At 43.9% G+C, this 22,776-nt stretch carries 18 protein-coding genes; 1 reads left to right on the forward strand and 17 read right to left on the reverse strand.

Features of this window, described 5'->3' with window-relative positions:
* Positions 1 to 177: 177 nt before the first annotated feature.
* Genes HMPREF9009_RS07715 through recJ form a run of 3 tightly spaced genes read right to left on the reverse strand, consistent with a single transcriptional unit; the run spans position 178 to position 4,795 of the window.
* Entirely contained in the window at positions 178 to 1,140 is a 963-nt protein-coding gene (locus HMPREF9009_RS07715) for a tetratricopeptide repeat protein (protein WP_044133046.1), read from the reverse strand.
* Between the two features lie 39 nt (positions 1,141 to 1,179).
* On the reverse strand, positions 1,180 to 3,084 hold the full coding sequence (locus HMPREF9009_RS07720; protein WP_049701825.1) for a RecQ family ATP-dependent DNA helicase: 1,905 nt from the start codon (positions 3,082 to 3,084) through the stop codon (positions 1,180 to 1,182).
* Entirely contained in the window at positions 3,077 to 4,795 is a 1,719-nt protein-coding gene (recJ, locus tag HMPREF9009_RS07725) for a single-stranded-DNA-specific exonuclease RecJ (RefSeq protein ID WP_009038996.1), read from the reverse strand. Before recJ ends, HMPREF9009_RS07720 begins: the two co-directional genes overlap by 8 nt.
* Before the next feature lie 200 nt (positions 4,796 to 4,995).
* Between recJ and HMPREF9009_RS07730 the strand changes: the two genes are divergently transcribed.
* Complete coding sequence (locus HMPREF9009_RS07730; protein ID WP_049701826.1) at positions 4,996 to 5,850, forward strand: phosphodiester glycosidase family protein; 855 nt, start codon at positions 4,996 to 4,998, stop codon at positions 5,848 to 5,850.
* A gap of 637 nt (positions 5,851 to 6,487) precedes the next feature.
* Here HMPREF9009_RS07730 and HMPREF9009_RS07735 read toward each other — a convergent pair.
* Genes HMPREF9009_RS07735 through HMPREF9009_RS07800 form a run of 14 tightly spaced genes read right to left on the reverse strand, consistent with a single transcriptional unit; the run spans position 6,488 to position 22,774 of the window.
* Positions 6,488 to 7,102, reverse strand: a complete 615-nt coding sequence (locus HMPREF9009_RS07735) for a hypothetical protein (RefSeq protein ID WP_049701827.1) — start codon at positions 7,100 to 7,102, stop codon at positions 6,488 to 6,490.
* Between the two features lie 57 nt (positions 7,103 to 7,159).
* The gene (locus HMPREF9009_RS07740) at positions 7,160 to 7,900 is read right to left on the reverse strand and encodes a hypothetical protein (RefSeq protein ID WP_049701828.1); all 741 of its coding nucleotides are present in this window, start codon (positions 7,898 to 7,900) and stop codon (positions 7,160 to 7,162) included.
* A gap of 19 nt (positions 7,901 to 7,919) precedes the next feature.
* Positions 7,920 to 8,489 (reverse strand): hypothetical protein, encoded by a 570-nt coding sequence (locus HMPREF9009_RS07745; RefSeq protein ID WP_008020512.1) that lies wholly within the window; start codon positions 8,487 to 8,489, stop codon positions 7,920 to 7,922.
* A 57-nt stretch (positions 8,490 to 8,546) separates the two neighbouring features.
* Positions 8,547 to 9,842, reverse strand: coding sequence for a flexirubin biosynthesis putative acyl-CoA ligase FlxY (locus tag HMPREF9009_RS07750; RefSeq protein WP_008020513.1), 1,296 nt, complete (start codon positions 9,840 to 9,842; stop codon positions 8,547 to 8,549).
* The gene (locus HMPREF9009_RS07755; RefSeq protein WP_049701829.1) at positions 9,826 to 11,562 is read right to left on the reverse strand and encodes a C45 family autoproteolytic acyltransferase/hydolase; all 1,737 of its coding nucleotides are present in this window, start codon (positions 11,560 to 11,562) and stop codon (positions 9,826 to 9,828) included. Before HMPREF9009_RS07755 ends, HMPREF9009_RS07750 begins: the two co-directional genes overlap by 17 nt.
* Entirely contained in the window at positions 11,555 to 13,045 is a 1,491-nt protein-coding gene (locus tag HMPREF9009_RS07760; RefSeq protein ID WP_008641937.1) for a phytoene desaturase family protein, read from the reverse strand. The genes HMPREF9009_RS07755 and HMPREF9009_RS07760 overlap by 8 nt, the downstream gene beginning before the upstream one ends.
* Complete coding sequence (locus HMPREF9009_RS07765; protein ID WP_049701830.1) at positions 13,038 to 16,904, reverse strand: 1-acyl-sn-glycerol-3-phosphate acyltransferase; 3,867 nt, start codon at positions 16,902 to 16,904, stop codon at positions 13,038 to 13,040. The genes HMPREF9009_RS07760 and HMPREF9009_RS07765 overlap by 8 nt, the downstream gene beginning before the upstream one ends.
* Positions 16,901 to 18,091: a DUF2062 domain-containing protein gene (locus tag HMPREF9009_RS07770; protein ID WP_049701831.1), complete on the reverse strand. Its 1,191-nt coding sequence runs from the start codon at positions 18,089 to 18,091 to the stop codon at positions 16,901 to 16,903. The genes HMPREF9009_RS07765 and HMPREF9009_RS07770 overlap by 4 nt, the downstream gene beginning before the upstream one ends.
* On the reverse strand, positions 18,088 to 18,567 hold the full coding sequence (locus HMPREF9009_RS07775; protein WP_008020518.1) for a hotdog family protein: 480 nt from the start codon (positions 18,565 to 18,567) through the stop codon (positions 18,088 to 18,090). Before HMPREF9009_RS07775 ends, HMPREF9009_RS07770 begins: the two co-directional genes overlap by 4 nt.
* 3 nt (positions 18,568 to 18,570) lie before the next feature.
* Positions 18,571 to 19,131: a flexirubin biosynthesis protein LolB2 gene (locus tag HMPREF9009_RS07780; RefSeq protein ID WP_008020519.1), complete on the reverse strand. Its 561-nt coding sequence runs from the start codon at positions 19,129 to 19,131 to the stop codon at positions 18,571 to 18,573.
* Positions 19,106 to 19,741, reverse strand: a complete 636-nt coding sequence (locus tag HMPREF9009_RS07785) for a flexirubin biosynthesis/transport protein LolA2 (RefSeq protein ID WP_008020520.1) — start codon at positions 19,739 to 19,741, stop codon at positions 19,106 to 19,108. The genes HMPREF9009_RS07780 and HMPREF9009_RS07785 overlap by 26 nt, the downstream gene beginning before the upstream one ends.
* Positions 19,742 to 19,752: 11 nt before the next feature.
* Positions 19,753 to 20,433, reverse strand: coding sequence for a polysaccharide deacetylase family protein (locus tag HMPREF9009_RS07790; RefSeq protein WP_008020521.1), 681 nt, complete (start codon positions 20,431 to 20,433; stop codon positions 19,753 to 19,755).
* A complete protein-coding gene (locus HMPREF9009_RS07795) occupies positions 20,430 to 21,455 on the reverse strand; it encodes a beta-ketoacyl synthase chain length factor (protein ID WP_049701832.1) in 1,026 nt (341 codons plus the stop codon). The genes HMPREF9009_RS07790 and HMPREF9009_RS07795 overlap by 4 nt, the downstream gene beginning before the upstream one ends.
* Positions 21,456 to 21,466: 11 nt before the next feature.
* Entirely contained in the window at positions 21,467 to 22,774 is a 1,308-nt protein-coding gene (locus tag HMPREF9009_RS07800; protein ID WP_049701833.1) for a beta-ketoacyl-[acyl-carrier-protein] synthase family protein, read from the reverse strand.
* Positions 22,775 to 22,776 lie beyond the last annotated feature (2 nt).

The raw sequence follows: 22,776 nt of genomic DNA on the forward strand, positions 1-22,776 counted from the left end.
GTCCTGATAGTTTCTACGCTATATAATGGAAGGCTTTCAGCCTTATCAATGTTGATGTCAATCCGTCCTGATAGTTTCTACACTATATAATGGAAGACTTTCAGCTTATCAAGCTGATATCAATCCGTCGTTTCTGATAGTTCCTACACTATATAATGATAGGCTTTCGGTCTTATTTTAAAAGATTCCCGGCAGTGCCTCCGGTTTCGGTCCCAAGTTTTTGAATTCTCCATTCAGACCAGCTTCCTCCTTCGGATTCAGTTCCAAAGACTTCTTCATGTCCTCTACAGAACCATCCTTATCACCATTCAGCAATTTAGCACGTCCGCGTTCTTTGTAGGCCTCTGCAAAGTTCGGATTCAGTTCGATGGCTTCATCAAACAGTCCGATGGCTTCCGTCAGCTTCTTCTGATTGATATAAAGTTGTCCTAAATAAAGGTAAGCCTGTTCGTTGAACGGGTTTATTTCCGTCACCAGTTTGTAATCCTCTTCCGCTTCCTCGCCCTGACCGTTGGATTCTTTCACTTTTCCACGCAGGAGCATGGCAGTTTCTTCCTCCGGATTTTGAGCAAGTACGGCGTCTATATCCTCCATCATTTCTTTATACTGTTTCAGGTTCAGCAAAGCTTCTGCACGTAACAGGCGGGCTTCGATGAAATCGTCTTTCAAAGTGATCGCTTTGGTGAGATGGGCAATGGTCATTAGGTCGTCGTTTTGTCCCTTACGGGCTTTTCCTAGCAGATAATGAGCTACGGCATTTCCTTCCTCAATGGCAATTGCTTTATTGGCAGCCTCTTCCATGGCCTGATAATCTTCCTGGATAAAGCATACATTTGCCAGTGTCAGGAAAGTACTCGTGAGATGAGGTTCCATGGCAGCCATTTTTTCCAACAGTTCGCGGGCTTTTGCCGTTTCTCCCATCTGAATGTAGAGTTGGCTAAGATAGCCCATTGTTTCAAACTCTTCCTGAATGGCAAGAGCTTCTGTAAAACATTTTACTGCATAATCCGGACGTCCCATGCGTTGCGCACGTAAACCGTCGTATTTAAAAATCTCGAAATTTTTCTGATCGTTTTTCTGTTTTTCACTTTCCGGAGTTTCCGACTTACCGGAGAAGAAAGATTTAAAAAAGTTCGGCATGACTGTGTTATTTTTGAGTTACCTTGCAAAGGTAGTAACTTATTTTGAAATATGTATCATTCCGTCCTGCATCTTCCACTCACCTTCCTCCAATAAATATTGGATGACTTCACTGACTCTCTCTTTCTCCGCTTCTATTTTCTCGGCTATTTCTGCCGGCGTATGCGGTTTTTGGGCAAGTAATTCTGCTATTTTCTTTTTCAGTTCTTCAAGAGACTTCCCGGTCAGCGTATCTGTTGCACGGTGACTAAGGCAAACATCACATTGTCCGCAGTTATGCTCGTTTTTCTCTCCGAAGTAGCGGAGCAGCATCCGGCTTCGGCACACATTCTCCGAAATGACATATTCTTCCATCGCCTTGATGCGAGCTTCATACCGAGCTTTACGCTCTTCGTAGACAGCAGGGGGGATGTGCACAAAACGAAGTTCCTGCCGTTCGCGCGTATATATAATATAAGGAGTCTTTTTGTGCGGAATATAATCTACGATGCGACGTTTGGTAAGCGTGACCAATATGTTATAAATCTGTTCACGGGTCAGTCCGGTACGTACGGACAGGGTGGCTTCGCTGATATAGGCATAATCGGTAAACACTCCGGTGTAAGAACGGAGAATCATCTGTATCAGAGCTTCCGCTTCCGTTCCCATTTCCCGCAGTTTGTACAGTTCGTCCCGGCGAATCGTAAAAAGAATACGGGAAGCGTTGTCCTGTTCGTCCGTATATTCCAGATAACCGGCTTGAGTCAGTATCTTCAGCGCACTGTCTACCGGAACCGGGAAGTATTTGAACTTCCGGCAAAACTCTTCCAGGTTAAATTCACGTACACATTGGAAACCGTCGCCCATTGCCATCTGATAGTAATATTGCAGATGCTCGTACACATTGAGGATATATTCTTTATCGGGAAAAGTATCCACTATACGCCTGTGTAACGTCGTTTTGTCCGTTTTGGTATATAAGATTACGGCATACGCTTTCTCACCGTCTCTTCCTGCACGTCCGGCTTCCTGGAAGTAGGCTTCGAGAGAGTCGGGGAGGTCGAGATGCAATACGATACGCACATCAGGCTTATCGATCCCCATGCCAAAGGCATTGGTAGCTACCATCACGCGAACTTCTCCGCTTTGCCAGCGTTTTTGACGTAGGTCCTTTACGGCATTATCCAGTCCGGCGTGATAAAAGTCGGCGGTGATATCTTCATTTACCAGTAATTCGGTGATTTCTTTGGTCCGTCGTCTGTTGCGGACATAGATAATGGCGCTGCCCGGTACCTTTCGTAAGATATGTAACAGTTCTTGAGTCTTGTTATCTGTTTGCCGTACCATATACGCCAGGTTTTTCCGCTCGAAACTCATGCGGAAAACATTCTCTTCACGGAAATCCAAGCGAGCTTGAATATCTTTCACCACTTCCGGAGTGGCGGTGGCGGTAAGTGCCAGTACCGGAATTCCCGGTAACAGCGCCCGTATCTCGGCAATTTTCAGGTAAGCGGGGCGGAAGTCATATCCCCATTGTGAGATACAGTGACTTTCGTCAACCGTAATCATAGAGACTTTCATCGACCGCAGTTTGGTGCGGAATATGTCCGTGTCCAGACGTTCCGGAGAAATATAAAGGAATTTGTAATCACCGAAGATGCAGTTTTCAAGTGCAGTGAGAATTTCCTGCCGCGTCATGCCGGAATATACGGCAAGAGCTTTGATACCGCGTTTGCGGAGGTTCTGCACCTGGTCCTTCATCAGGGCGATGAGCGGAGTAATGACAATGCAAATCCCTTCCTGGGCGAGAGCAGGCACTTGAAAGGTGATGGACTTACCGCCTCCGGTAGGCATGAGCCCCAGTGTATCTTTGCCTTCGCCGATACTGGTGATGATCTCCTCCTGCAAGTCGCGGAAGGAGTCATATCCCCAATATTGTTTTAATATCTCCTGATACTTATTCAATCGGCTTTATATCCTCGATTTGAAGTTGAACTTCGCCACGCTTGTGCGTGTTTTCTTCAATGGTGTAACAGATGTCGAACGAACGTTTCGTTTTGATATAGCGCACGTGCGAACTCTGTCCGAACGCGATACCGTTCATTACATTATTCGATTTATTATCAACCAGTTCGAGCTTGATATGTTCCTGGTCGCGTCCCACTACTTTACTCGTTCCATAATCATAGACGTGATGAGTGCAGAAAATGGGTTTCGTGTTGTCGGGGCCGAAAGGATTAAACTTTTTCAGGTCGTTGAAGAACTTGGAAGAAATATCCCTGAAGTCGATTTCAGCATCAATTTCGATGACGGCACTGGTTTGTTCCGGCAGGATATGCCGTGAAACGTAGTCTTCGAACCGTTTGGTAAAAGCATCCACATTCTCCACTTTCATTGATAGTCCGGCGGCGTATGTATGTCCTCCGAAGTTCTCCAACAGGTCGCGGCAATGCTCGATTGCTTTATATACGTCGAAGCCGGAAACAGAACGTGCGGAACCTGTCGCCATGTCATCCGTTCGTGTCAATACCACGGCAGGGCGGTAATACACTTCCGTCAGACGGGAAGCTACGATGCCGATCACTCCTTTGTGCCATTCTTCGTTGTAGAGCACAATAGAGCGGCGGTCGGCTAATCCTTCCAGATTGGCAACGATGTTGTTTGCTTCCTCCGTCATACTCTTGTCGAGGTCTTTCCGGGTTTCGTTGTACTGGTTGATTTGTCCGGCTTTCTCAAGTGCCACCGAGAAGTCTTTTTCCGTCAGCAGGTCTACTGCTTCTTTTCCGTTCTGGATACGTCCCGACGCATTGATGCGCGGTCCGATTTTAAACACAATATCGCTGACAGTGATTTCTTTTTCAGAAAGTCCGCATACATCGATAATGGCCTTCATACCGATACTCGGGTTACTGTTCAGTTGTTTCAGACCGTGGTAGGCGAGAATACGGTTTTCACCCATAATCGGAACGATGTCCGATGCGATACTCACGGCTACGATGTCGAGCAACGGAATCAGATGATGGAATTCGATACCGTTACTAATGGCGAACGCCTGCATAAACTTGAAACCGACTCCACAACCGGAAAGGTGGGTGTACGGGTACGTGTTGTCCAGGCGTTTGGCGTTCAATATAGCTACGGCAGGCGGGAGAATATCATCCGGCACGTGATGGTCGCAAATGATAAAGTCAATCCCTTTTTCTTTGGCATACGTGATTTCCTCTACTGCTTTTATTCCGCAATCGAGTACAATAATCAGTCCCACACCGGTTTCAGCGGCGTAGTCCACTCCTTTTTTAGAAATGCCATACCCTTCGTTGTAGCGGTCGGGTATGTAGTAATCAAGGTTCGAATAGAACTGTTGAATAAACTTGTAGACCAATGCCACGGCAGTAGTACCGTCTACGTCATAATCTCCATAAATTAGAATACGTTCTTTCTTTCCCATCGCCCTGTTCAGACGTTCTACTGCAATATCCATATCCTTCATCAGGAACGGATCGTGCAGGTCGGGCAACTGCGGGCGGAAAAACTTCTTGGCATCTGCTGCCTTCGTAATTCCCCGCTGTACCAAAAGTTGTCCAAGAATCGGGCTAATCCCTAATTCCTGGGCCAATGTCTGGCTTGTCTCTGCCTGTTCGGGTGTAATGGGTCGATAATTCCATTTGTGATTCATTTTATATATTGTTTTTTCTTTTTCTGTTCTCAAGGGTTGGAAAGGCACTTCTTCCCAACAAGGGGTAAAAGTACGAAAAAAAGCGGAAGTGTATAGTAGATAAGACGAAAATATTTCAAGGCTGACTTTTTGGAGGCTGATTTCTTTTGCCTATCTTTGTAAAAAGTGCAAAGAATTAAATTTGTGAGATTTCTCTGTTTATGATAAAAAGAAACTTGTTAATCGCTATCCTGATTTTATGCTCTATCGGAATAATAAAAGGGCAAACTGTGTCGGATTCACTGGTGATCATGTCTGCCCGATGGAAAGTGGAAAGTCCTCAAAAAGGAATAATTCATAAGTATGCTTCTATCCCTCGATTATATCAGGGGACCCAGTCTGTTAGTCTGATAGAAATAGACCCCGGCGCAGGTTTGAAAGTCGATATTGCCGTTTCAGGTGAGATGAAAGAGACGAGTCGGATTGCTTCAGAATATCGTGGCATTGCAGCAATTAATGGTTCCTACTTTGATATGAAGCGGGGAAATTCGGTTTGTTTCCTGAAAGTGGGCAATCAGGTTGTTGACACAACCACTTTGAGCGAATGTAAACTGCGTGTCACAGGAGCTATGCATGTACATAAAGGGAAGATAAAGTTAATTCCCTGGAGCAGGCAGATAGAAAAAGAATACAAAGGGGAAACAGGTATAGTACTTGCTTCCGGTCCGCTGATGCTGAAAGACGGACAGATTTGCGATTGGAATTCATGTGGCACGAATTTTATCCGAACCAAGCATCCTCGTAGTGCTGTTGCCACCACTAAGGAGGGGAAAATATTGTTGATAACCGTAGACGGACGTTTCCCGGAGCAAGCCGAAGGAGTGAATATTCCGGAACTGGCACATTTGATTCGTATTTTAGGAGGTGAGGATGCGTTAAATTTGGATGGAGGCGGGTCTACTACCCTTTGGCTGTCCGGTGCATCGGATGATGGAGTCGTCAATTATCCTTGTGATAATGGGCGGTTTGACCATGCTGGGGAGCGTAAGGTGCCTAATATTCTTTATATTCATTAATACTACTCTTTAATGAGAGTATTTATTTAGCTCAATAACGGATGGGAGAGTGCTTCATCCAACTGTTTTACAGTTATGAGCATAATTGTGATATATTCCTTCCTCCATAAAGTTGAAAAAACATTGAAGTATCTGCCACCTGCAACAAAACGCGTATAATATATTAGTTTACAACTAGTTGTAGCGTTGCAGATACCTGTTGCAGATGCGTTGCAGATAGAGTATCTGCCACACTGTATAATCCATACATAAACCTATTTCCTATGAGTACGAAAGTTTATTAAATACATTAAACTCCAGTTTCCAGGCGGGGAACTGGAGTTTCCGGTATTAGAAATTGTAGTTTCCACGGTAGGAAACGAGCGTTTCCAAGGCAGGAAACGACAGTTCCTATGTATGGAAACTGCCGTTTCTCCGTATGGATACCAAAACTATCTTATAGCTTTACATATAGAAACCAAGCGGTTTTCTTTGGTTATATAACGCGTTGCAGATACTTTATCTGCAACGTATCTGCCGCAGGTATCTGCAACGCTACAACTATTTGTCAGCTAGCGTATTACGCGCTTTTTGTTGCAGGTGGCAGATACTTCTATGTTTTTTCAACTTTATAGTAGGCAAATGTGGTTCAAGCCAGTTAGTCTTTTATCTTGCGTAACTTCGCCTTTTTGATAAAGAACTTGGCTAATTCTCTTCCTGCTTTGGCATACGTTTCCTGAACGCGATACCCGGAAGTGAAATCGGTACCCCAAAAGTTGTTGGCAGAAGCATTACGGATTCTGATAGAGGCTACTTGCTCACCCGTTTCAATCTTCTTCACTTTGCAGCTTAGGTCGACAGATGCATTCTGACGCATGACACCCACATTCCAGCCCGGCTCGGTGAAGTCTGTATTGATTTCGATTCGATATTGAGCGCCTTCCGTACCTGCTGTGATACCAACTTCGCTCATATATTTATCGAAAAGTTCCAAGAACTTTGGCTCAAATCGTTCTTTACGGTCGCCATACCAGGCAGCTTTCCATTGATCTCCTTTGCCCTCTTCTTTTGCATTATATTCGGAGCTCTTTTTATCTACATATTCGCTTTCTGTCAGTTTTCCTACCAGCATTTCATCATAAGAGAAAGTGAATTGTATCACTTGTTGGTCCTTGATGAAGTCGATAGTTCCTGAAGTCATAACAATGCTTTGCGCAAATGAAAATGCAGTAATGCAGCTCAATAGTAGAAGTGTTGTGATAGTCTTTTTCATGGTTCGAATTTGATTTATTGTTTGTTTGTTGTTAAAAGGTACAGACAAACAGTAGATTTAGAATTCAAAACCGAATCTGACTCCTACTCCGTGTAACTCCCATGTATCATCCCAGCTGTCATGATAATAATGACCTCCATAACTGTAACTATAATCAGTTGTGGTGTCATAATCTTGGAAGTTGTACATCAAAGCTAAATTCAAGGCCTTTTTCCCTTTTAAAGAAAAACGTACTCCTACTCCTATCGAAGCATACGCTCCTTCTATGTCTCCTACAGCATATCCGGTTTTTACATCGGCAAAAGGCGTCACTCTTTTGTTGATGAAGTTAGCCCTGAAGTTAGCATAGATTGGCGCTGCAATAAGATCAGCATCCGTATAGTAGTTGAGAGCAACACCACCACCAACGAAGAAATAATTATTGAATTGATAACCGTGTGAGGTTGATAATTCAATTTTGGAGGCATTGTAGTCGCTGACATCACCGATGTATGCAAAGTCAACGAAACCTTTATAGCCTTTTAATGTATTTCTTGCAGCTTTGCGGTTGTTGGCCTCTTTGCGGTAATCTCTTGTGTACCGTTCTTCTTTAGTGATTTTCTCCACATCACTCATCTGACAGATGATGAGGCTGCCATCACTTGTTTTAATTTTTAAGGAAACATTGGGCACTTGCTCAATGATAACTCCTTTGATAATGCTGCCATTCTTTAAATACACTACTTCTGTGTAATTTTGTGCTGCGACATAAGTACTGATACTTAACAGTAAAGTCAGCAATAATAGTAGTTTTCTCATGTTTATATATATTATTGGTTTATAATTTCTTGAGTGCGCTATAAACAGAGCCTGCCCAGTAGTTGCGCAATCCGAAACCACGTGCTTTTCCATCTGTTATCCATTCTTCAATGATCTCCTTTGTTTCAGTATTGAAGAATACGACTTCATACGTGCCTCTGTTGTTTGATTTATCCAGGAACTGTGCGATAAATACCATACCTACGCCCGGCGTTTTCTGAATAGGTAATGCTTCGATAGCCGCTTTGATTTGTTCTTTACTAAGGCTATATTCTCTTTTGGTAGTCATCAGCTCGGCCACGTTGATGTTTTCGTTCACTTGATTGACTGCATCCAGTGAGATTTCCGTTACTTCTTTTTTCAACTGTTTTCCTACGTTATACTTTTTTGCTTCTGTGATGAACAGCTCATTGATACGTCTGAAAGCATCTTTGAATTGTATCGGTGATTCATCTGCACCGAAAACTTTAGCTTGGGAGTAGTCCACTCCATAGAACTTGATAGACTGGATGTCTTTCAATGCACTCTTGCCTTGTCCAAAACAGAACAGGCTCGTACTTAAGAATAAGAATAGAATAAGTTTCTTCATATACGTTAATGTTAAAGTGATATAGTTGGTTTACTAACTTCCAAAAGTAGAAAATAATTATCGTAAATCAATGAATTTTATCGTTTTTCGACTCATTGGAGGCATTTGAATTTTTGCGATGTATTCTGCCGACTCAAAATTAATGCTTGGAGCCACTCTTACTTTCGAACGAAACAGGTCTTTTATCTCCTTGGCAAAACCTTCGCTGCGGTTTTCACTTCCGATACGGATCAGAATTTCATCCGTCCCCAATTCGTTGGTGTAGACTTCAATGATGTAATTCTTTACCGAAGGGATATTGTCCAGAATGTCGAACAATGCAGGTGGATACAAAGTAGTCCCTTTGTATTTAATCATTTGCCCTTTTCGTCCGAGGATGGAACTAAGGCGAATCGTATTTCTTCCGCAGGCACAAGGTTCGGTATGATGGTAACAAATATCACCAGTCTTGAAGCGGAGCAGCGGCATACCTTCTACTCCAAGCGTCGTGATCGTCACTTCGCCTGCTTCTCCCTCTGCGACAGGACGATTGTTGTCATCCAAAAACTCTACGATGATAAGTTCCGGTTGCAAATGCCCGCCATGGAATTCGCTACATTCGGTAAAGGACGACTGCATTTCGGTGGAAGCATAGGTGGAATATAGCTGTAAGGCAGGCCATTTGTCATGTATCTTCTGTCCGAGCGTATTTAACTGAAACTCCTGATTGCGCAAAGCCTCACCGATACAGATACATTTCTGCATCGAGCACGCATTATGGTCGATATGATTCTTCTCGGCAAACTCTATCAGTTTGATAAGGAAAGAAGGAACGACCATTCCACAAGTCGGATGAATCCGGCGAATCGTGTCCCATTGCAGTTCGGGGATGCCGTTACCTACCCGGATCACTCCCATGCCGAGTTCGCGTGCTCCCATATAATAGGCAAGTCCGGCCATGAAGCGGCGGTCGATGGTAGTCATGAGTTGCAGAATATCCTTTTTACTGCATCCGGTGGTGGTGAAAGACAGGTACTCGTTGTAAGATAAACGGTCCAGGTCCTCGGAAGTGAGAACGAAAGTCACCGGATCTCCCAGTGTGCCGGAAGTTGTTACATAGTCGATGATTTGCTCCTTGTCTACACAGATGAAGTCGTCGTTATGAAGTTGCAAGTCTGTCTTGGTGGTGACAGGGATTTGTTGCAGGTCTTCAATCTTCTTTATCTGATTGATGTCAATGTGGTGTTCTTCGAACATTCGTTGGTAGAACTTGGAGTGTGCTTGCAGGTAGGTCAACGTTTGGGCTAACCGTTCTTCCTGATAGCATTTGATCTCTTCCGGTGAGCGGAACTGAATTTCAGGATTCTTTTCCATCTTTGGATTGTTTTTGAATTTTCTGTTGGATACGTTCTTTCTCTTGCAATTTGGGAATCGGTTTCTTTAATGCTTTTTGCCAGTATACGATGGCTTGTTGCGGTTGCTGCATAGCCTCGTAATAATTTCCCATCACTTCATATACATAATATAGAGAAGGATTGGAGGCTTCGTATGTTTTTAAAACATGCTCTTCTATCTTCTCCTTTTTTCTGATCTTCTTCAATAGGAGCGGAGTCAGCTTCTTATAGGTAAGAAGATGCTGGAACTCCGGTGTTTCGGCGAATTCATCTGCCGGAATGGTCAGGTTAGAACTGTATATTTCGTGTTGCAAGTTAATCGTGTCGTTAAATATCTTATTCAGGTCATAAGCTACATACTTTCCACATTGCCAGGGAGAGGTAGATACCCACATCAATCGTTTTTCCGGTTGGAAGATAACGGAATGATGAGCAATAAATTGATTGATAGCCATTTCGTTAGCCAGTCCCAAGTCCGCATCTTGCAAACCTTTGTGGTTGCGCAGGATAGAGGCGGCCTTGGAGGCGTCTATCGGCATATTTTCATTGATGAGTTCTTCCAGTCGTGCAAAACGGTATGGACTGTCCGAAGTACGGATATTTTCCATGTTTCGTTCATCCTTGCTGAATTCCTCCGATTGGTAATGATTGGTGCAGATGAGCCGGTTGGCTTCTTTTCCTTTAAAGAGCACTGTCTTCTCCGGGGATTTCTCAATGATAGCGGCTTTGCCATCTTTGGAAGAACCTATCAAGATGGATTCGGAGACGAATGTCTTCCGTTTCTGTGCGATGGCAAAAGCCTCATCAATCGTTGACGCATATTGCAGGATTTCTCTGGTCAGAATGGAAATAGGGGTGGCGGAACCTGTTGGAACAGCAGATTTGGCGGCATTGATCGTAACGGTCAGCCCGGTTTCGTTCATACCGGATAGTACGCCTATCATGCCAGGCCATCCTACGGACGCGAACTTATAACCTTGATCCGGTGTATAAAAAGCCACTTGTTTATTTTCTGCGAAGGCATCTCCCACATAGAAATCGAAGTTGCGTCCGATCAGTAGAGACGAATCTGCACTTTGAGTTCCCCAAGTGGCAAACGAACTGCATCCTACTAACATATAATCTTGCATGGCATGTCCCAGGTCGTGTGCCGAATGGTAATTCAGCTGACGTTCGTAAGGAGTGCCGATAAAGTCGTATTCATGGGTACACGATAGCGAGATTCCGTAGATCTCGTCGCGGTATTCTTCGAGGACGTTCTCACCCAAATGACGGTTGAATAAAACGATGAAGAACCGGAGAAACTTCAGATAACTGTCTGAAGGAACAATCTCACGAATCTGATCGACAAATACTTTCTCCTGATAATGAAGCAAATCGGAAGACAGTTTGCCGATGGCTTCTCCCCTTTGAAAGGCATCCCCTTTCACAAACAACTCCCACAATCCGCTTTCGCTGTGGCGCAGGAAGTTGCCGTCATAATATCGGAGATCGAGCGTATCGTTGTAGAGCACCTCTGCCGGAACCATGGTGGTAGTATCTGCATGAGACACTTTTGTCATGATGATACTGGATTCATGTTTCGGTGTCCGCATATCCGCTGAAAAGTAGAGATAACAGATTCCGGTTATCAATATCACAAGGAGCGATAAAAGAACGCAGCTCGTGTACTTGAATATCTTTTTGATTGTTTTATGCATTTCCTACTTTTTTAGCCAAGTATTCTTGTCCCACAAATTCCGCACAAGTGAGCATGGAAGTCAGCGTTACTCCCAGTGCGCCGTGCACATTCAGGTTTTGACCTGTGAGAAAGAGATTACCCAACCGGCTTCGTGTAGACACAAAACCGATTTGCGGACATTTATAATCTTTGATAATTCCGTATGCGGAACCGTCCACCGTTCCGGTATAGTCGCGATAGCTCAACGGAGTGGTGGTGTGAATCTCTTCTATGTTGTCGGAGAAATCAATGCCATGGCTCCGGATAAAGCGAAGCAGCTGTTTCGTCTTTTCCTGCTTGAAGGACCGGTAGCTTTCTCCCCGATGTTCGGGAGTAGTGTCTTTCCATGCAGAGAGTTCGTTCATATACATCGGTGTCAGAATCGAAATAACACTGGCGTATTGACTGTCTTCGGAAGAGGCTTGCATCGAAATCATGCAGTTGGTGGTCCGTCCCGGATAGAGCTGCTTGTCATACCACACTTTGTGATCTCCATGCAGATAGAGGTTACGGTTTTGGTACGGAGTGCTCTTCTTTTTCATTACCAGATAAAGCGTGAAGATGCCGTATGTGTTTTCGAGCGAACGGATGCGGGATATGTAGGCGTTCTTGATACTACGGTTTTTATCCAGTATCTCCAGGGTTCGTTGAGGGTGCATGTTGGAAATTACATAGTCGCTTTCCAACCGCTCTTCGCCGTTGATGATGACTCCCTGTACTTTTTCGTTTTCAACAATGATGCGGGTGGCTTCGCTGTTGTTAAGTACTGTCCCTCCATTCGCCCGGATCACGTTAATCAATTCCAGGCTGACTTGCATACTGCCGTCCACAAAACGATAAGCTCCTTCGATATAGGAATGGTTAATCATGGCATGTTCGTAGAAGGTGGAGACATCTTTCAAGCCTCCGTAGAGCAAGGCCGAGCCTGCCAGTACATTTTGTAAAGTAGGGTCCGGAGTAATATCCGCAATCAGTCCTGCGGCGGAGGTGCAGAAGTATTTCATTCCTTCCAGGGCAAGTGTGCCCTGTTTCAGATGGTCAACGCTAATCAAGTTACCAACAGTCTGAAGCTGTTCGGCATAACGTTTCAGGTTTTCTTTTTCGTGCGGGAAGGACCGGCAGATCGTTTCGATGAATTGCGGATACCCCATTGCATAATCGTATGTTTTTCCTTTATAGTAGATTGTATCGAAAGCCTCATCGTCCAAACGTTTCAGCTTTAGTTTGTCCATGATGCCGAAATAGCGGAAATACTGATTCATCACTTGACCTTCATCCAGACTTCCTACATAATGAATGCCTGTATCGAATAAGTGTCCTTTTCGCCGGTAGGTTTGAAAGCATCCGCCGAATTGCGTGTTTTTCTCTACGACGCATACATTGAATCCTTCTTTACTAAGAATCGCTCCACATTCCAGTCCGCCAAGGCCGCTTCCGATAATGATGATATCGTATTTACTCATGTTCGTTCGGTTTTCTGAATATATAAATAGTGTTCGAGGTATATTTGTCATTAGGAATGATTTCTACATTCATTCCGCAGGTGACTGCTATTTCCCGTAGTTGGGTTTCTGTGGTGAAATACAATTCTCCGGCAGTCCGGTTGAAATTGAATATACGGGTGGATAGTAATTCCGTGAACCGGGTCAGCCTGTGTTTGGACGTATTTGCCGAGTTTCCGTCGCGTATGATAATCATTCCCTGCGAACGCAGCCGGTCAGCGCATTTCAACAACAAAGTCCGTTGATGTTCATAGCTCATATAGTGAAGCATATCGTTCAGGATAAAGACATCGCTTTCCGGTAGCGGATATTCCAATGCGTTGCCGTGCCTGAACTGGAGATGTTCGTTGCGTAACCATCCGTGTTGTGCCAAAGCTATTTTATCCTCATCGTAATCAATTCCTAAAATATCCCGGTCTTCGGAAAGCATAGACAACATATAACAGAGCGGACCGAAGCCACAGCCGATGTCTGTAATTTGCCCTTGGGCGGGAATCAGACGGTTGAACAGCCGGTAGTTTCTTTCCATCTTCACCTTGATACGGATATACCATTCTACGACTGGTCCTTTGTAGATATAGTTTTGGATCAGTGCTTCGTAGAAAGCAGGATTGTCCGTCGTGTTCTTTTCCCGGCAGATACGGGCGTAACCCTCCTTCATATAGGCGGATATGCGTTTGGTGCGTTCCTGGTAGGTGGTTCCGAAAGAAAGGTCGTCGGCCGGTATACGGGGAAGTATTTCCGTGTAGATGATTCCTTTGCGGATATTGAAAGGCTGTGCCTTTGCAATGATTTTGTTGTTGCCGTAGAGGAGGATCGGAAGAATATCCAGTTGCAATGTTTCTGCCAGGTAGAAAGCTCCTTTGTGGAAACGCTTCATCTTTCCGTTGTAAGTGCGTGTACCTTCGGGGAAGATAGCGATGGAGTAGCCCTCTTTTACTTTTTTCCGCATCCGTTCCATATATTGTTCGTAGCCTTCGCCTATGTAATAGAAATCGACATAGCGGATGATTGCTCCGAAGAAAGGAGAATGCCATACCCAATGGTTGGTTACCATCAGGATTTTAGACGAAAGAGACAGCAATACCAGAATATCGATGAACGACTGGTGGTTGGCGATAATAATTGCCGGATGCTGGAAACGCTCGTTGGCCTTGTTGATATGTTCTTTTTTGACGGCAGTGGCTAACAACAGAATCCCTTTGCAGGTGATTTGTATCAGTCGGCATACCAAACGTTGTTTGCTGCTTTTCCGCACAGGCACCAAATAAAGGACAGCGATCAGTACACGGAGGAAGATACAACCGATAAAGAAAAGCAGGAAGAGCAATACGGTCCGTATCAGCCCGATAAGCGTATAAGGCGGCAATCCTTTGGAAGCGGGTCCTGCAATGAAGAACCGGAAAATGAGTGGCTGAATGGTATAGGCTACCAACACCACTGCTATCATGCCGAGAATGGAAATCAGTGAAATGGATTGCAAAGCCGGATGCTTGGCAAAAACAAGTGCTCCCATACCGACAACTGTGGTGAAAGCAGAGAAGAAGATGGCTGTTTTGTGAGAATTCAGTACCTTCTGACCTGTACGGTATTTGTTTTGTAGCCCGTCCATAATGAAGATACTGAAATCGTCTCCAATGCCAAAGATAAAGGTGGACAGGATAATGTTGATGATGTTGAACTCAATCCCCAAAATTCCCATCAATCCCAAGATGATTACCCAGCTGACCAGCATCGGGAGAAAACTCATCAAGGTAAGTTCGATACGTCCGTATGAGAACCATAATGCGAAGAATATCAGGAAAGAAGAGATATACAGAATCAGGTAAAAGTCGTCATTGATGGCAGATACCCATTTATTGGCAAAGTAGGAACGGTCGAAGATGACTACATCCTGGGTTTTGCTGAAGTTCTGATACACGGTTTCCTTATTCTGGTCGCTAATCCGTATCTGGCTGATAAGCATGGTGATGGAATCGGCAGAAGTTTGCCATTCGTTCAGTAGCTTGCCGGATAAATCGTCTTCTTGTGCGGTGTAGTGATATTCACCGAAAGGTTGGTTTAGCCATTGATAAAAGGGATCGAAGCTTCCCGGACGGAAACGGTATTCAGTGGCAGCTGTTTCCAGTTGTTTACGGATTTGCTGTTGTTTTTCATCTGTCCAGTAGTCTTTCCATCTTTTCAGGCGTAGCTGTTGCTCTTGTGGAGAAATCAGAAACTGTGAGGCGGAAGCATAATCTTTAATCAGTCCCTGATCCTTCAGTGTCGATAACTTCTGATTGGTTATTGCATAAGTTTCGGTAGCCTGATTCATGTCTTTGCCTACGCTGACAAAAAGCACTGTCTTTTCGTCGCTGTCGAAGAGCTGCATTAATTTCTCTTCCGATTGTTTGAGATGTTGAGGTTCATAATTGAGGCTCATCATGTCGTTGTTGAAGCCGACCTTTTGTGAGGTAAACAAACAGATAATTGTAATGAGGAGAATACCGCCTACCAACCATTTATTCTTTTCGTAAGAATATGCGTTTATTTTCTCGATGATGCGTAATACGCGTCCCTGTTTGACGTCTGCCTGTCCTTTCAGGAAATGAGGCAGGTAAATGAGGCAAAAAAGAGTAGTACCCACCAATGCCAGGGAAGCGAACAACCCGAAATCGCGTAACAGATCGGAACTGGTGAATATCAATCCCATAAATGCGCCGATAGTGGTGAAACTACCTACTGTAAGCGGATAGGCTATCTCTTTAATCAGTTGTTGCACGGTGGAAACATGGTTCTGATGTGCCAACATGTGGATGGAATAGCTTAGCGCAATACCCATCACTGCCGAACCGGCTCCCACGGCAATGGCCGAGATGCTTCCTTTGATAAAGAAAATCAGAAACAGGGCGAACAATCCTCCGAAGAGTACCGGAGTAATAATCAGTGGTATCGATCGCTTCCGTTTAAACACGAGTGAGATAAATACTATGATGATAAGCAGTGCCAGGGAAGAAGTCAGAATCGTGTCTTTCTTGATCTGACGGGCGTTGTAGACTCCTACGGAGGGACCGCCGAAATATTCGGCTCGAATGGTAGGAGATTCTCCCTGTACGTGTTGGAGTTCTTCTTCGAGTATTTTTATCAGTTCGTCATTCTTTCCGGTACTGCCTGTGCTGAATACCGGGGTAATGAACATAAGCAAGGTGGAACCGTCTTTGGAAAAGATATGTTCGTCATAAATCTCGTAGTTGGCTTCCAACTGGAAATCCTGCAGATGTTTCAGGGCTTCACTTCCCAGTCCGAGCGGGTCCCGGAGAATATAACTTCTTAATGCGATTCCGGCAGGAGAGAGGAGATTGGTATAGTTCTTCTGCATGATAGCTTGTATACCTTTCTCTGTCAATAGGGAATCGAATCGTTGATAATCCGTATCTGTCAGGAAAAGCGGGAGATGCTCGTAGACAAAGTCTGTGGCTCCTCCGATGAGGCTTTGGTCTACCTGTGCGAAAATTCCTTTAATCAGGGTTCCTCCGGCTTTTTCTGTCAGGGTTTGTTGCAGTCGTCCGGCAGCTTCTATCAGGGAATCAGGTTCTACCCGGTGACAGGTATCTGCCGAGGATAGCATAATGATAATCTTATCCTTGATTTTGAGATTGTCGAATACCTTGATTGTGTTTTGAGAATCTTTGGTGTCGGGGAAGAATTGTGTGATGTTCTCTTCGAACCTTACTTGCAGGGCAAAGAACCCCATCAACAGGACACAACTGATGAGTGACAAATAGAACAGAATCTTGTGCCTCTCAAAATAATCATATAGTCCGATAAAAAACTGGGTCATATCTTTTTTTTCCTACACGCCGTGAGCAGAATGAACGCGATGGTTCCTGCCAGTATGCTGCATACGGCTGCAAAGATAACACTTCCTATTAAATATTGCTCTATGACTGATTTTACATTTTCAAAAGAAAGTTCGTTTAAGTGCAGGTTTACGGGTTCTCCCAGTACTTTACAGCCGGTTACATAACTTCCGTACAGTAAAAATGGTATCATCGGAGGGATGCTGATGTTGGCTGCTACAATAGCTATGACTTTGTTTAATCGGAACAAATGCGCCAAAAACAACGTAATCAGCATTTGATATCCCCATGCCGGAACGATGCCCATAAATACGCCGAGCATGATGGCTGCCGTAATTCGCGGGTTAGATTCGGGGGAGTGGGTGATGTGGTTGGAGAAAAACTGCTTGCAATTCTTCCAGGTCAGTTTACGGAAAAAGTTTCGTGGTACGATCCAAAGGAAAGTGACGAGTACCAGTATCGTATTCAGAATACTGATACGGGTGAAATCACGGAACGGGCGGAAATGAGAAACCCGTTCTTCCTGTGGCGGATAATAAACGTGTACCGGAATATTTTTAACGGGAATGCCTCCCCATGCTGCAAAAACAAGTGCTTCCAGTTCGAACTCATATTTGGCAGTGTAATACCACTTGTCCACATTCATGCGTTGGATAGGGTAGAGGCGGTAGCCGGATTGCGTATCTTGTAGTTTGATACCGGTTTCGAGGGTGAACCAAAAGTTGGAAAACTTATTGGCAAAGGTATTCTTTCCCGGCATATTGTCCGAGGTCAGATTACGGGAGCCTACCAGTAACGTGTCCGGTTCCTTTTCTATGGCTTCAATCAATACGGGAATGTCCGAAGCGAAATGCTGTCCGTCGGAATCAATGGTGATGGCATATCGGAATCCTTGCTTCTTTGCGAAAGATAGTCCATGTTTCAAAGCTACCCCTTTTCCTTGATTGACAGGGTGGGTGATGATGTGAAGATTAGCTTCCTGATTCAGTATTTCAGGTGTTTCATCCGTTGAACCGTCATTGACAACAAGGATTTCCGGTGCATAAAAACGTACACTTGCTATGACTTCTGCCAGTGTCTTGCCATTGTTGTAACTCGGGATGATGACGATGATCCCTAATTGTTTCAACTTTTCGTGCCAATAGGCTGTACTTATTTGCTCCTTCATGCTTTTGGGGTAAGTGCAGCTTTTAGTTTAATGAAACATTCGTCTTTTATATTTTCTTCCTTTATAATGCTTTCTTTTCCTGTGTTCTCCTTTACAATTTCTTCTTTTGCAATATCCTCTTTCACAATGCTTTTATTTACAGTCTTTTCCTTTACAGTACCTTCCGCCTGTAACTGGAGTTTGCCTTCTTCTGTCTCTTTGAGACTCAGTACGATTGCTATCCGAGGCGTTTCTATAGGATTGATAGCCGAAAGAAATTTGCAGGAAGATACTTGTGTTATTTGCAACTTTTGCTGACGAATATTTTCTGCACATTCCTTGATAAGTTGCAATAGACAAACTCCGGGAACTACCGGATGTTCAGGAAAATGTCCCTGATAAACAGTGTGGTCAGGATTCAACTCTATCTGAATAGTCCAGGTGGTTGAATCCGATGACTCGGAGGAAAGGATAGTATAGAAGTTATCAAGTAGCATATATTAAATTTCTTTAGATAGTTTATCCAGACGGATCGTTAACCGTATCCACGGATGTTTGATTTTTATTTGTGCCGGATCACCCGGAGTGTCGTCGGTAATGTAGACCACTGATTTTCCAAAGCCTTTTCCACTGGTTCTTTTTTGGGTAGCATTGTCTTTGGTGGCTTTCACACGGACGTCTTTTCCATTTAAGAACAAACGCCTGAAATCCATCTCTAACAGTTTCAATACCTTTTCTTTTTTCATGGGTTCAATGCAGCTGTTGACATTAAATTGATCGTCATGCAGAGAAAAATCGAAAAGGCTTAACCCGAAGTAGGTAGACGCCACGATCCGGATTTCGTTATCAGGCATACGGCGTACTATCAGCATACCACTCATGTGATGTTTCATGAAATCCAGTTGGATATTGTATTTTTGTGATTCTTCCCCTTGTGTCAGTTCGATAACAGGAGGCACAGTACTGCCTTCCCCGCTTATTCGTGGAGAGCAGGACGTTTGAACCTGTATTCCCAAGAATAACAGAACCGTCAGGCTAACGAATCGCAAACTTCGTCTCATTCTTCAGAGAGTTGAACTTTTTATTATAGAATTCGTATTCTGTGTAGTTTGTAGCTGTTTCGGACAGACGGAGTTTGTGCACCGACATATCTTTCTTGTCCAAATAAATTTCGATACCGGCAATATAGGCTTGTACTGCTTTGTTAGTCGGCTTAATTTTAACCAAATAATATCGTGCGTCTTCAAAATATTCTAGCTGGTAGTTGGATGACATCTTAGACAGGTCGCCTATCATACACGCAGTTAGCATATCCTGCATCTGTGCCATCATTTTGTTCGAACTTAGGTTCATAATACTTTTCTTGCCATCCGATACGATTTTGAGCTTACTCCCGTTTATCACGATGAGATAATCCATTGGGCGGAAGTATTCCATACAGATTTTATTGCTCTTTTGGTAGTAGAACTTCCCTTTGGAAGTAACCTTTTCGTCGAATACATCGAGATATTTCACTTGGGTAAAATCGCTTTCGATGGACTTCACGGTTTGTGCCTCCTTTGCCAGGCGGTTTTCAAACTCGGTCTTTTGCACCATCTTTTTCATGCTCTGTGCATGGACGGTGGCGATAGACAAGAAGAAAAGCGATAAGTATAGTAATAAAGTTCTCATACATTTTTATTTTATGCCAATAGTTTGTCCGGACGGACAACGGTATATCCTTGTTCTTTTAGTAAATCCAGTATTTGTTTCACTAACTGGTCGCTGCCGGGCATCCGGTCGTGCAACAGAATGATGGCTCCCGGTTTAAGACGTTTCCGAATCCTGGCAAGTATTTTGTCCGGAGCTGACTGTTGCGTATCTAATGTACGGATGCTCCATCCTATTGAGGTGTATCCTAACTGTCGGACAGCTTTCGCAATCGTAGGATTAGTGACACCGAATGGCGGACGAAACAAAGTAACCGGCTGCGAAGTTACTCGTTCTAGTTCACACTGACAAGTTTGCAGGTCTTTTTTCATTTTAGAGAGTCCATATAGCGGAAATAAACCGGAATGGCTATATGAATGATTCCCAATTAGATGACCTTCTGTTACCATACTTTTCAATAAGGCTTCATTTCCTTTTATCTTGTGTCCGATACAGAAAAAACAGGCAGTTGCCTGATATTCTTTTAGTACCTTCAATACTTTGGGCGTTTGAATGGGATCGGGACCGTCGTCAAAAGTCAGGGCGACAACTTTTTCCGTAGTACGTTTTTTGCAAAACGATCGTAGATAAATTCCCGACTGAATGCTATAGGAAGCATAAACGAGAAAGGACAGTATCAAGAATAAACATAGAAGGAGGCAAACAATCATCATACGCTTTTCCGAATTAGAATCAATGAGTGATTGATGGAGTGGTGATGATTATAAATCAATATATTGGTAGGGGTAGTGCAGTTTATTGATGTCTTTACTGCTTTCCATACGGCATACGATGAGGCGGTAGGATATTCTCCACATTCGTCCTTAAAACTAAGATGAATACTTTCCGGGAAAAGGTTGGTTTCAAGCTCTTCATAGATTGAGTTAGTGATTTGCTCGTGGTAATCACCTTGAAGGGATTGTTTTTTGTTCTTTCCGGTAACTAACCATTGAATATCCTGACACTCTAATCCGTTTCGTTGTAAAAAACGAATAATTCGGGAACTGATTTCTTCTGTCGTATGTTGTCCCGTGAAAGTTTCAAGTCCTCGTATTTCTGCTAACGGATACTCTCCGGCTTCCCGGCTTAATAGGAAAAATTGAGCGCCTTCTCCGGCTTCTATTCCTTTCAGCAGTCCCAAGCGTTGCTGAATGATGTAACTGGTTTCTGTCATTTCGTCCATGGCTCCCACCAGTATATTCTCGCTTCCTTCTTCTATTTTCATCATGGCATCCAGCAAAGCGCTTTCAAAACTTAGTCCCCGGTGAACATAAGTCATGTTATAGGTGTGTATTTGATGAATTAAAGCTATTTGTGCACCAATTGTATTGAATGTCGACTGAATAAAAGGAGTAGGATTCAACATCCGCTCTTCATTATCTAACAGGTTGTTCAGGAACCTTTCCGTATCAACCAGGCAGCCCAGCCCTGTGGCTGTGATAATTCCCCCTATCTTCTCGGGAGATAGTTCGCCCATACATTCCAATCCGCAAGCTACTCCCATTTTCACAATACGGCTCATGCGTCTGCGCAAAGTTGCATTGGCAATAATATCTTTATAATCGGGTTCACAAGCCTGAAGAAAAGGACGGTTTGCTGCAACATCGGGCGAATCATTTACTTTCGGACTATTTTCTTGTGAATGATTTCCTTGTGGATGGATAGAAGCGATGCGTTGAATATAAACTGGCTGCATAGGCTCAAAACTTAAAGGTTCGTTCGTTTGGGAAAATTCGTTGCGGAAAAGAGGAGCGACGAGTCGTTTCCTCCGAAGCCGAAAGAATTGGATAATACATGGCGGATCGGCAATCCTTCCTGGAAAGACGTTTCCGGTATCAATCCTGTTTCTGATTTTACTCCTGTTTCTGACAACAGTTCTGTTTCCGGCATAGGCTCCGTGAAATTTAGATTCGGATAAATCATGCCTTTATCTATGGAAAGAACGGAATAAACAGCTTCAATTCCTTCGGAAGCTCCTAAAGTGTGTCCGATAAAAGCTTTTACTGAACTAAACGGTGGAACATGTTCTCCGAAGATTCTTCGCAATGCCATACCTTCCGATGCGTCATTACCGGGAGTACCTGTCCCATGTACGTTGATATAATCAATATCTTCAGGAGAAATGCCACTGGAAACGATGGCTTCGCTCATTGATAGAAAGGCGCCATCTCCTTCGGGAGAACTTCCTGTTTGATGATAAGCTTCATTTGTATTAGCATAACCGCTTAGTTCACAGTAAGGAACTCTTTGGAGTGAACTTTCTGATTGAAGCACTAAATAACCTGCGCCTTCTCCCAAATTTAATCCGGTACGCGAACGGTCAAAAGGACGACAATGTATTTTGTCCAAAATCATGAGAGAGTTGAACCCATTGAGCGTAAATCGGCAAAGTGCATCCGTACCTCCGACGATAACAGCATCCAGTTGTCCATGTTTAATCAGTCTCGCTCCCAACATAATAGCATTGGCTGCCGATGAACAGGCTGTACTGATGGTGGTTATAAAATCATTGATACCTAAATACGAAGCTATTAATTCTGTGCTGGCTCCACAGTCGTGTGAAATCACTTCCCGCAATCGTCCCTGTTTCGGGTTTTTCTTGAAAGATTCATAGAAACGCTCGCTTAAATCCATACCGCCGACAGAGGTGGCGGAAATAAAACCAATACGTAACGGTTGCTGGTCTTTTTGCGAGGTTACTGACTGATTCGGTAACTGATTTTTTTGCTGATTGGATGATATATGCAAGTTTAGTCCTGCATCTTCCATCGCTTCTTTGGCGGCTATCATGCCTAGCAATGCTGTGCGTGATACTGTACGCTGCGGAGGTAAAGATAATAGTTGTTTAAGTTCTTCATTGCTACGTTTCACTTCAGATACGGGTACATCGAGAGCAGTCGGGAAAAGAGTTACTTTTCCGATGCCATGCTTCCCTTGTTGTAGTGCCTCTATATTTTCGGAAACTCCGATGCCGATGCCCGAAACAACTCCCAATCCGGTGACGTAAATCTTCATAA

Source organism: Bacteroides sp. 3_1_13 (assembly GCF_001185845.1).
GTDB classification, from domain to species: domain Bacteria; phylum Bacteroidota; class Bacteroidia; order Bacteroidales; family Bacteroidaceae; genus Bacteroides; species Bacteroides xylanisolvens.

Coding starts and splice junctions, on each gene's coding strand:
- HMPREF9009_RS07715 (WP_044133046.1), bottom strand. CDS start 1,140: ATGCCGAACTTTTTTAAATCTTTCTTCTCCGGTAAGTCGGAAACTCCG.
- recJ (WP_009038996.1), bottom strand. CDS start 4,795: ATGAATCACAAATGGAATTATCGACCCATTACACCCGAACAGGCAGAG.
- HMPREF9009_RS07730 (WP_049701826.1), top strand. CDS start 4,996: ATGATAAAAAGAAACTTGTTAATCGCTATCCTGATTTTATGCTCTATC.
- HMPREF9009_RS07735 (WP_049701827.1), bottom strand. CDS start 7,102: ATGAAAAAGACTATCACAACACTTCTACTATTGAGCTGCATTACTGCA.
- HMPREF9009_RS07740 (WP_049701828.1), bottom strand. CDS start 7,900: ATGAGAAAACTACTATTATTGCTGACTTTACTGTTAAGTATCAGTACT.
- HMPREF9009_RS07745 (WP_008020512.1), bottom strand. CDS start 8,489: ATGAAGAAACTTATTCTATTCTTATTCTTAAGTACGAGCCTGTTCTGT.
- HMPREF9009_RS07750 (WP_008020513.1), bottom strand. CDS start 9,842: ATGGAAAAGAATCCTGAAATTCAGTTCCGCTCACCGGAAGAGATCAAA.
- HMPREF9009_RS07755 (WP_049701829.1), bottom strand. CDS start 11,562: ATGCATAAAACAATCAAAAAGATATTCAAGTACACGAGCTGCGTTCTT.
- HMPREF9009_RS07760 (WP_008641937.1), bottom strand. CDS start 13,045: ATGAGTAAATACGATATCATCATTATCGGAAGCGGCCTTGGCGGACTG.
- HMPREF9009_RS07765 (WP_049701830.1), bottom strand. CDS start 16,904: ATGACCCAGTTTTTTATCGGACTATATGATTATTTTGAGAGGCACAAG.
- HMPREF9009_RS07770 (WP_049701831.1), bottom strand. CDS start 18,091: ATGAAGGAGCAAATAAGTACAGCCTATTGGCACGAAAAGTTGAAACAA.
- HMPREF9009_RS07775 (WP_008020518.1), bottom strand. CDS start 18,567: ATGCTACTTGATAACTTCTATACTATCCTTTCCTCCGAGTCATCGGAT.
- HMPREF9009_RS07780 (WP_008020519.1), bottom strand. CDS start 19,131: ATGAGACGAAGTTTGCGATTCGTTAGCCTGACGGTTCTGTTATTCTTG.
- HMPREF9009_RS07785 (WP_008020520.1), bottom strand. CDS start 19,741: ATGAGAACTTTATTACTATACTTATCGCTTTTCTTCTTGTCTATCGCC.
- HMPREF9009_RS07790 (WP_008020521.1), bottom strand. CDS start 20,433: ATGATGATTGTTTGCCTCCTTCTATGTTTATTCTTGATACTGTCCTTT.
- HMPREF9009_RS07795 (WP_049701832.1), bottom strand. CDS start 21,455: ATGCAGCCAGTTTATATTCAACGCATCGCTTCTATCCATCCACAAGGA.
- HMPREF9009_RS07800 (WP_049701833.1), bottom strand. CDS start 22,774: ATGAAGATTTACGTCACCGGATTGGGAGTTGTTTCGGGCATCGGCATC.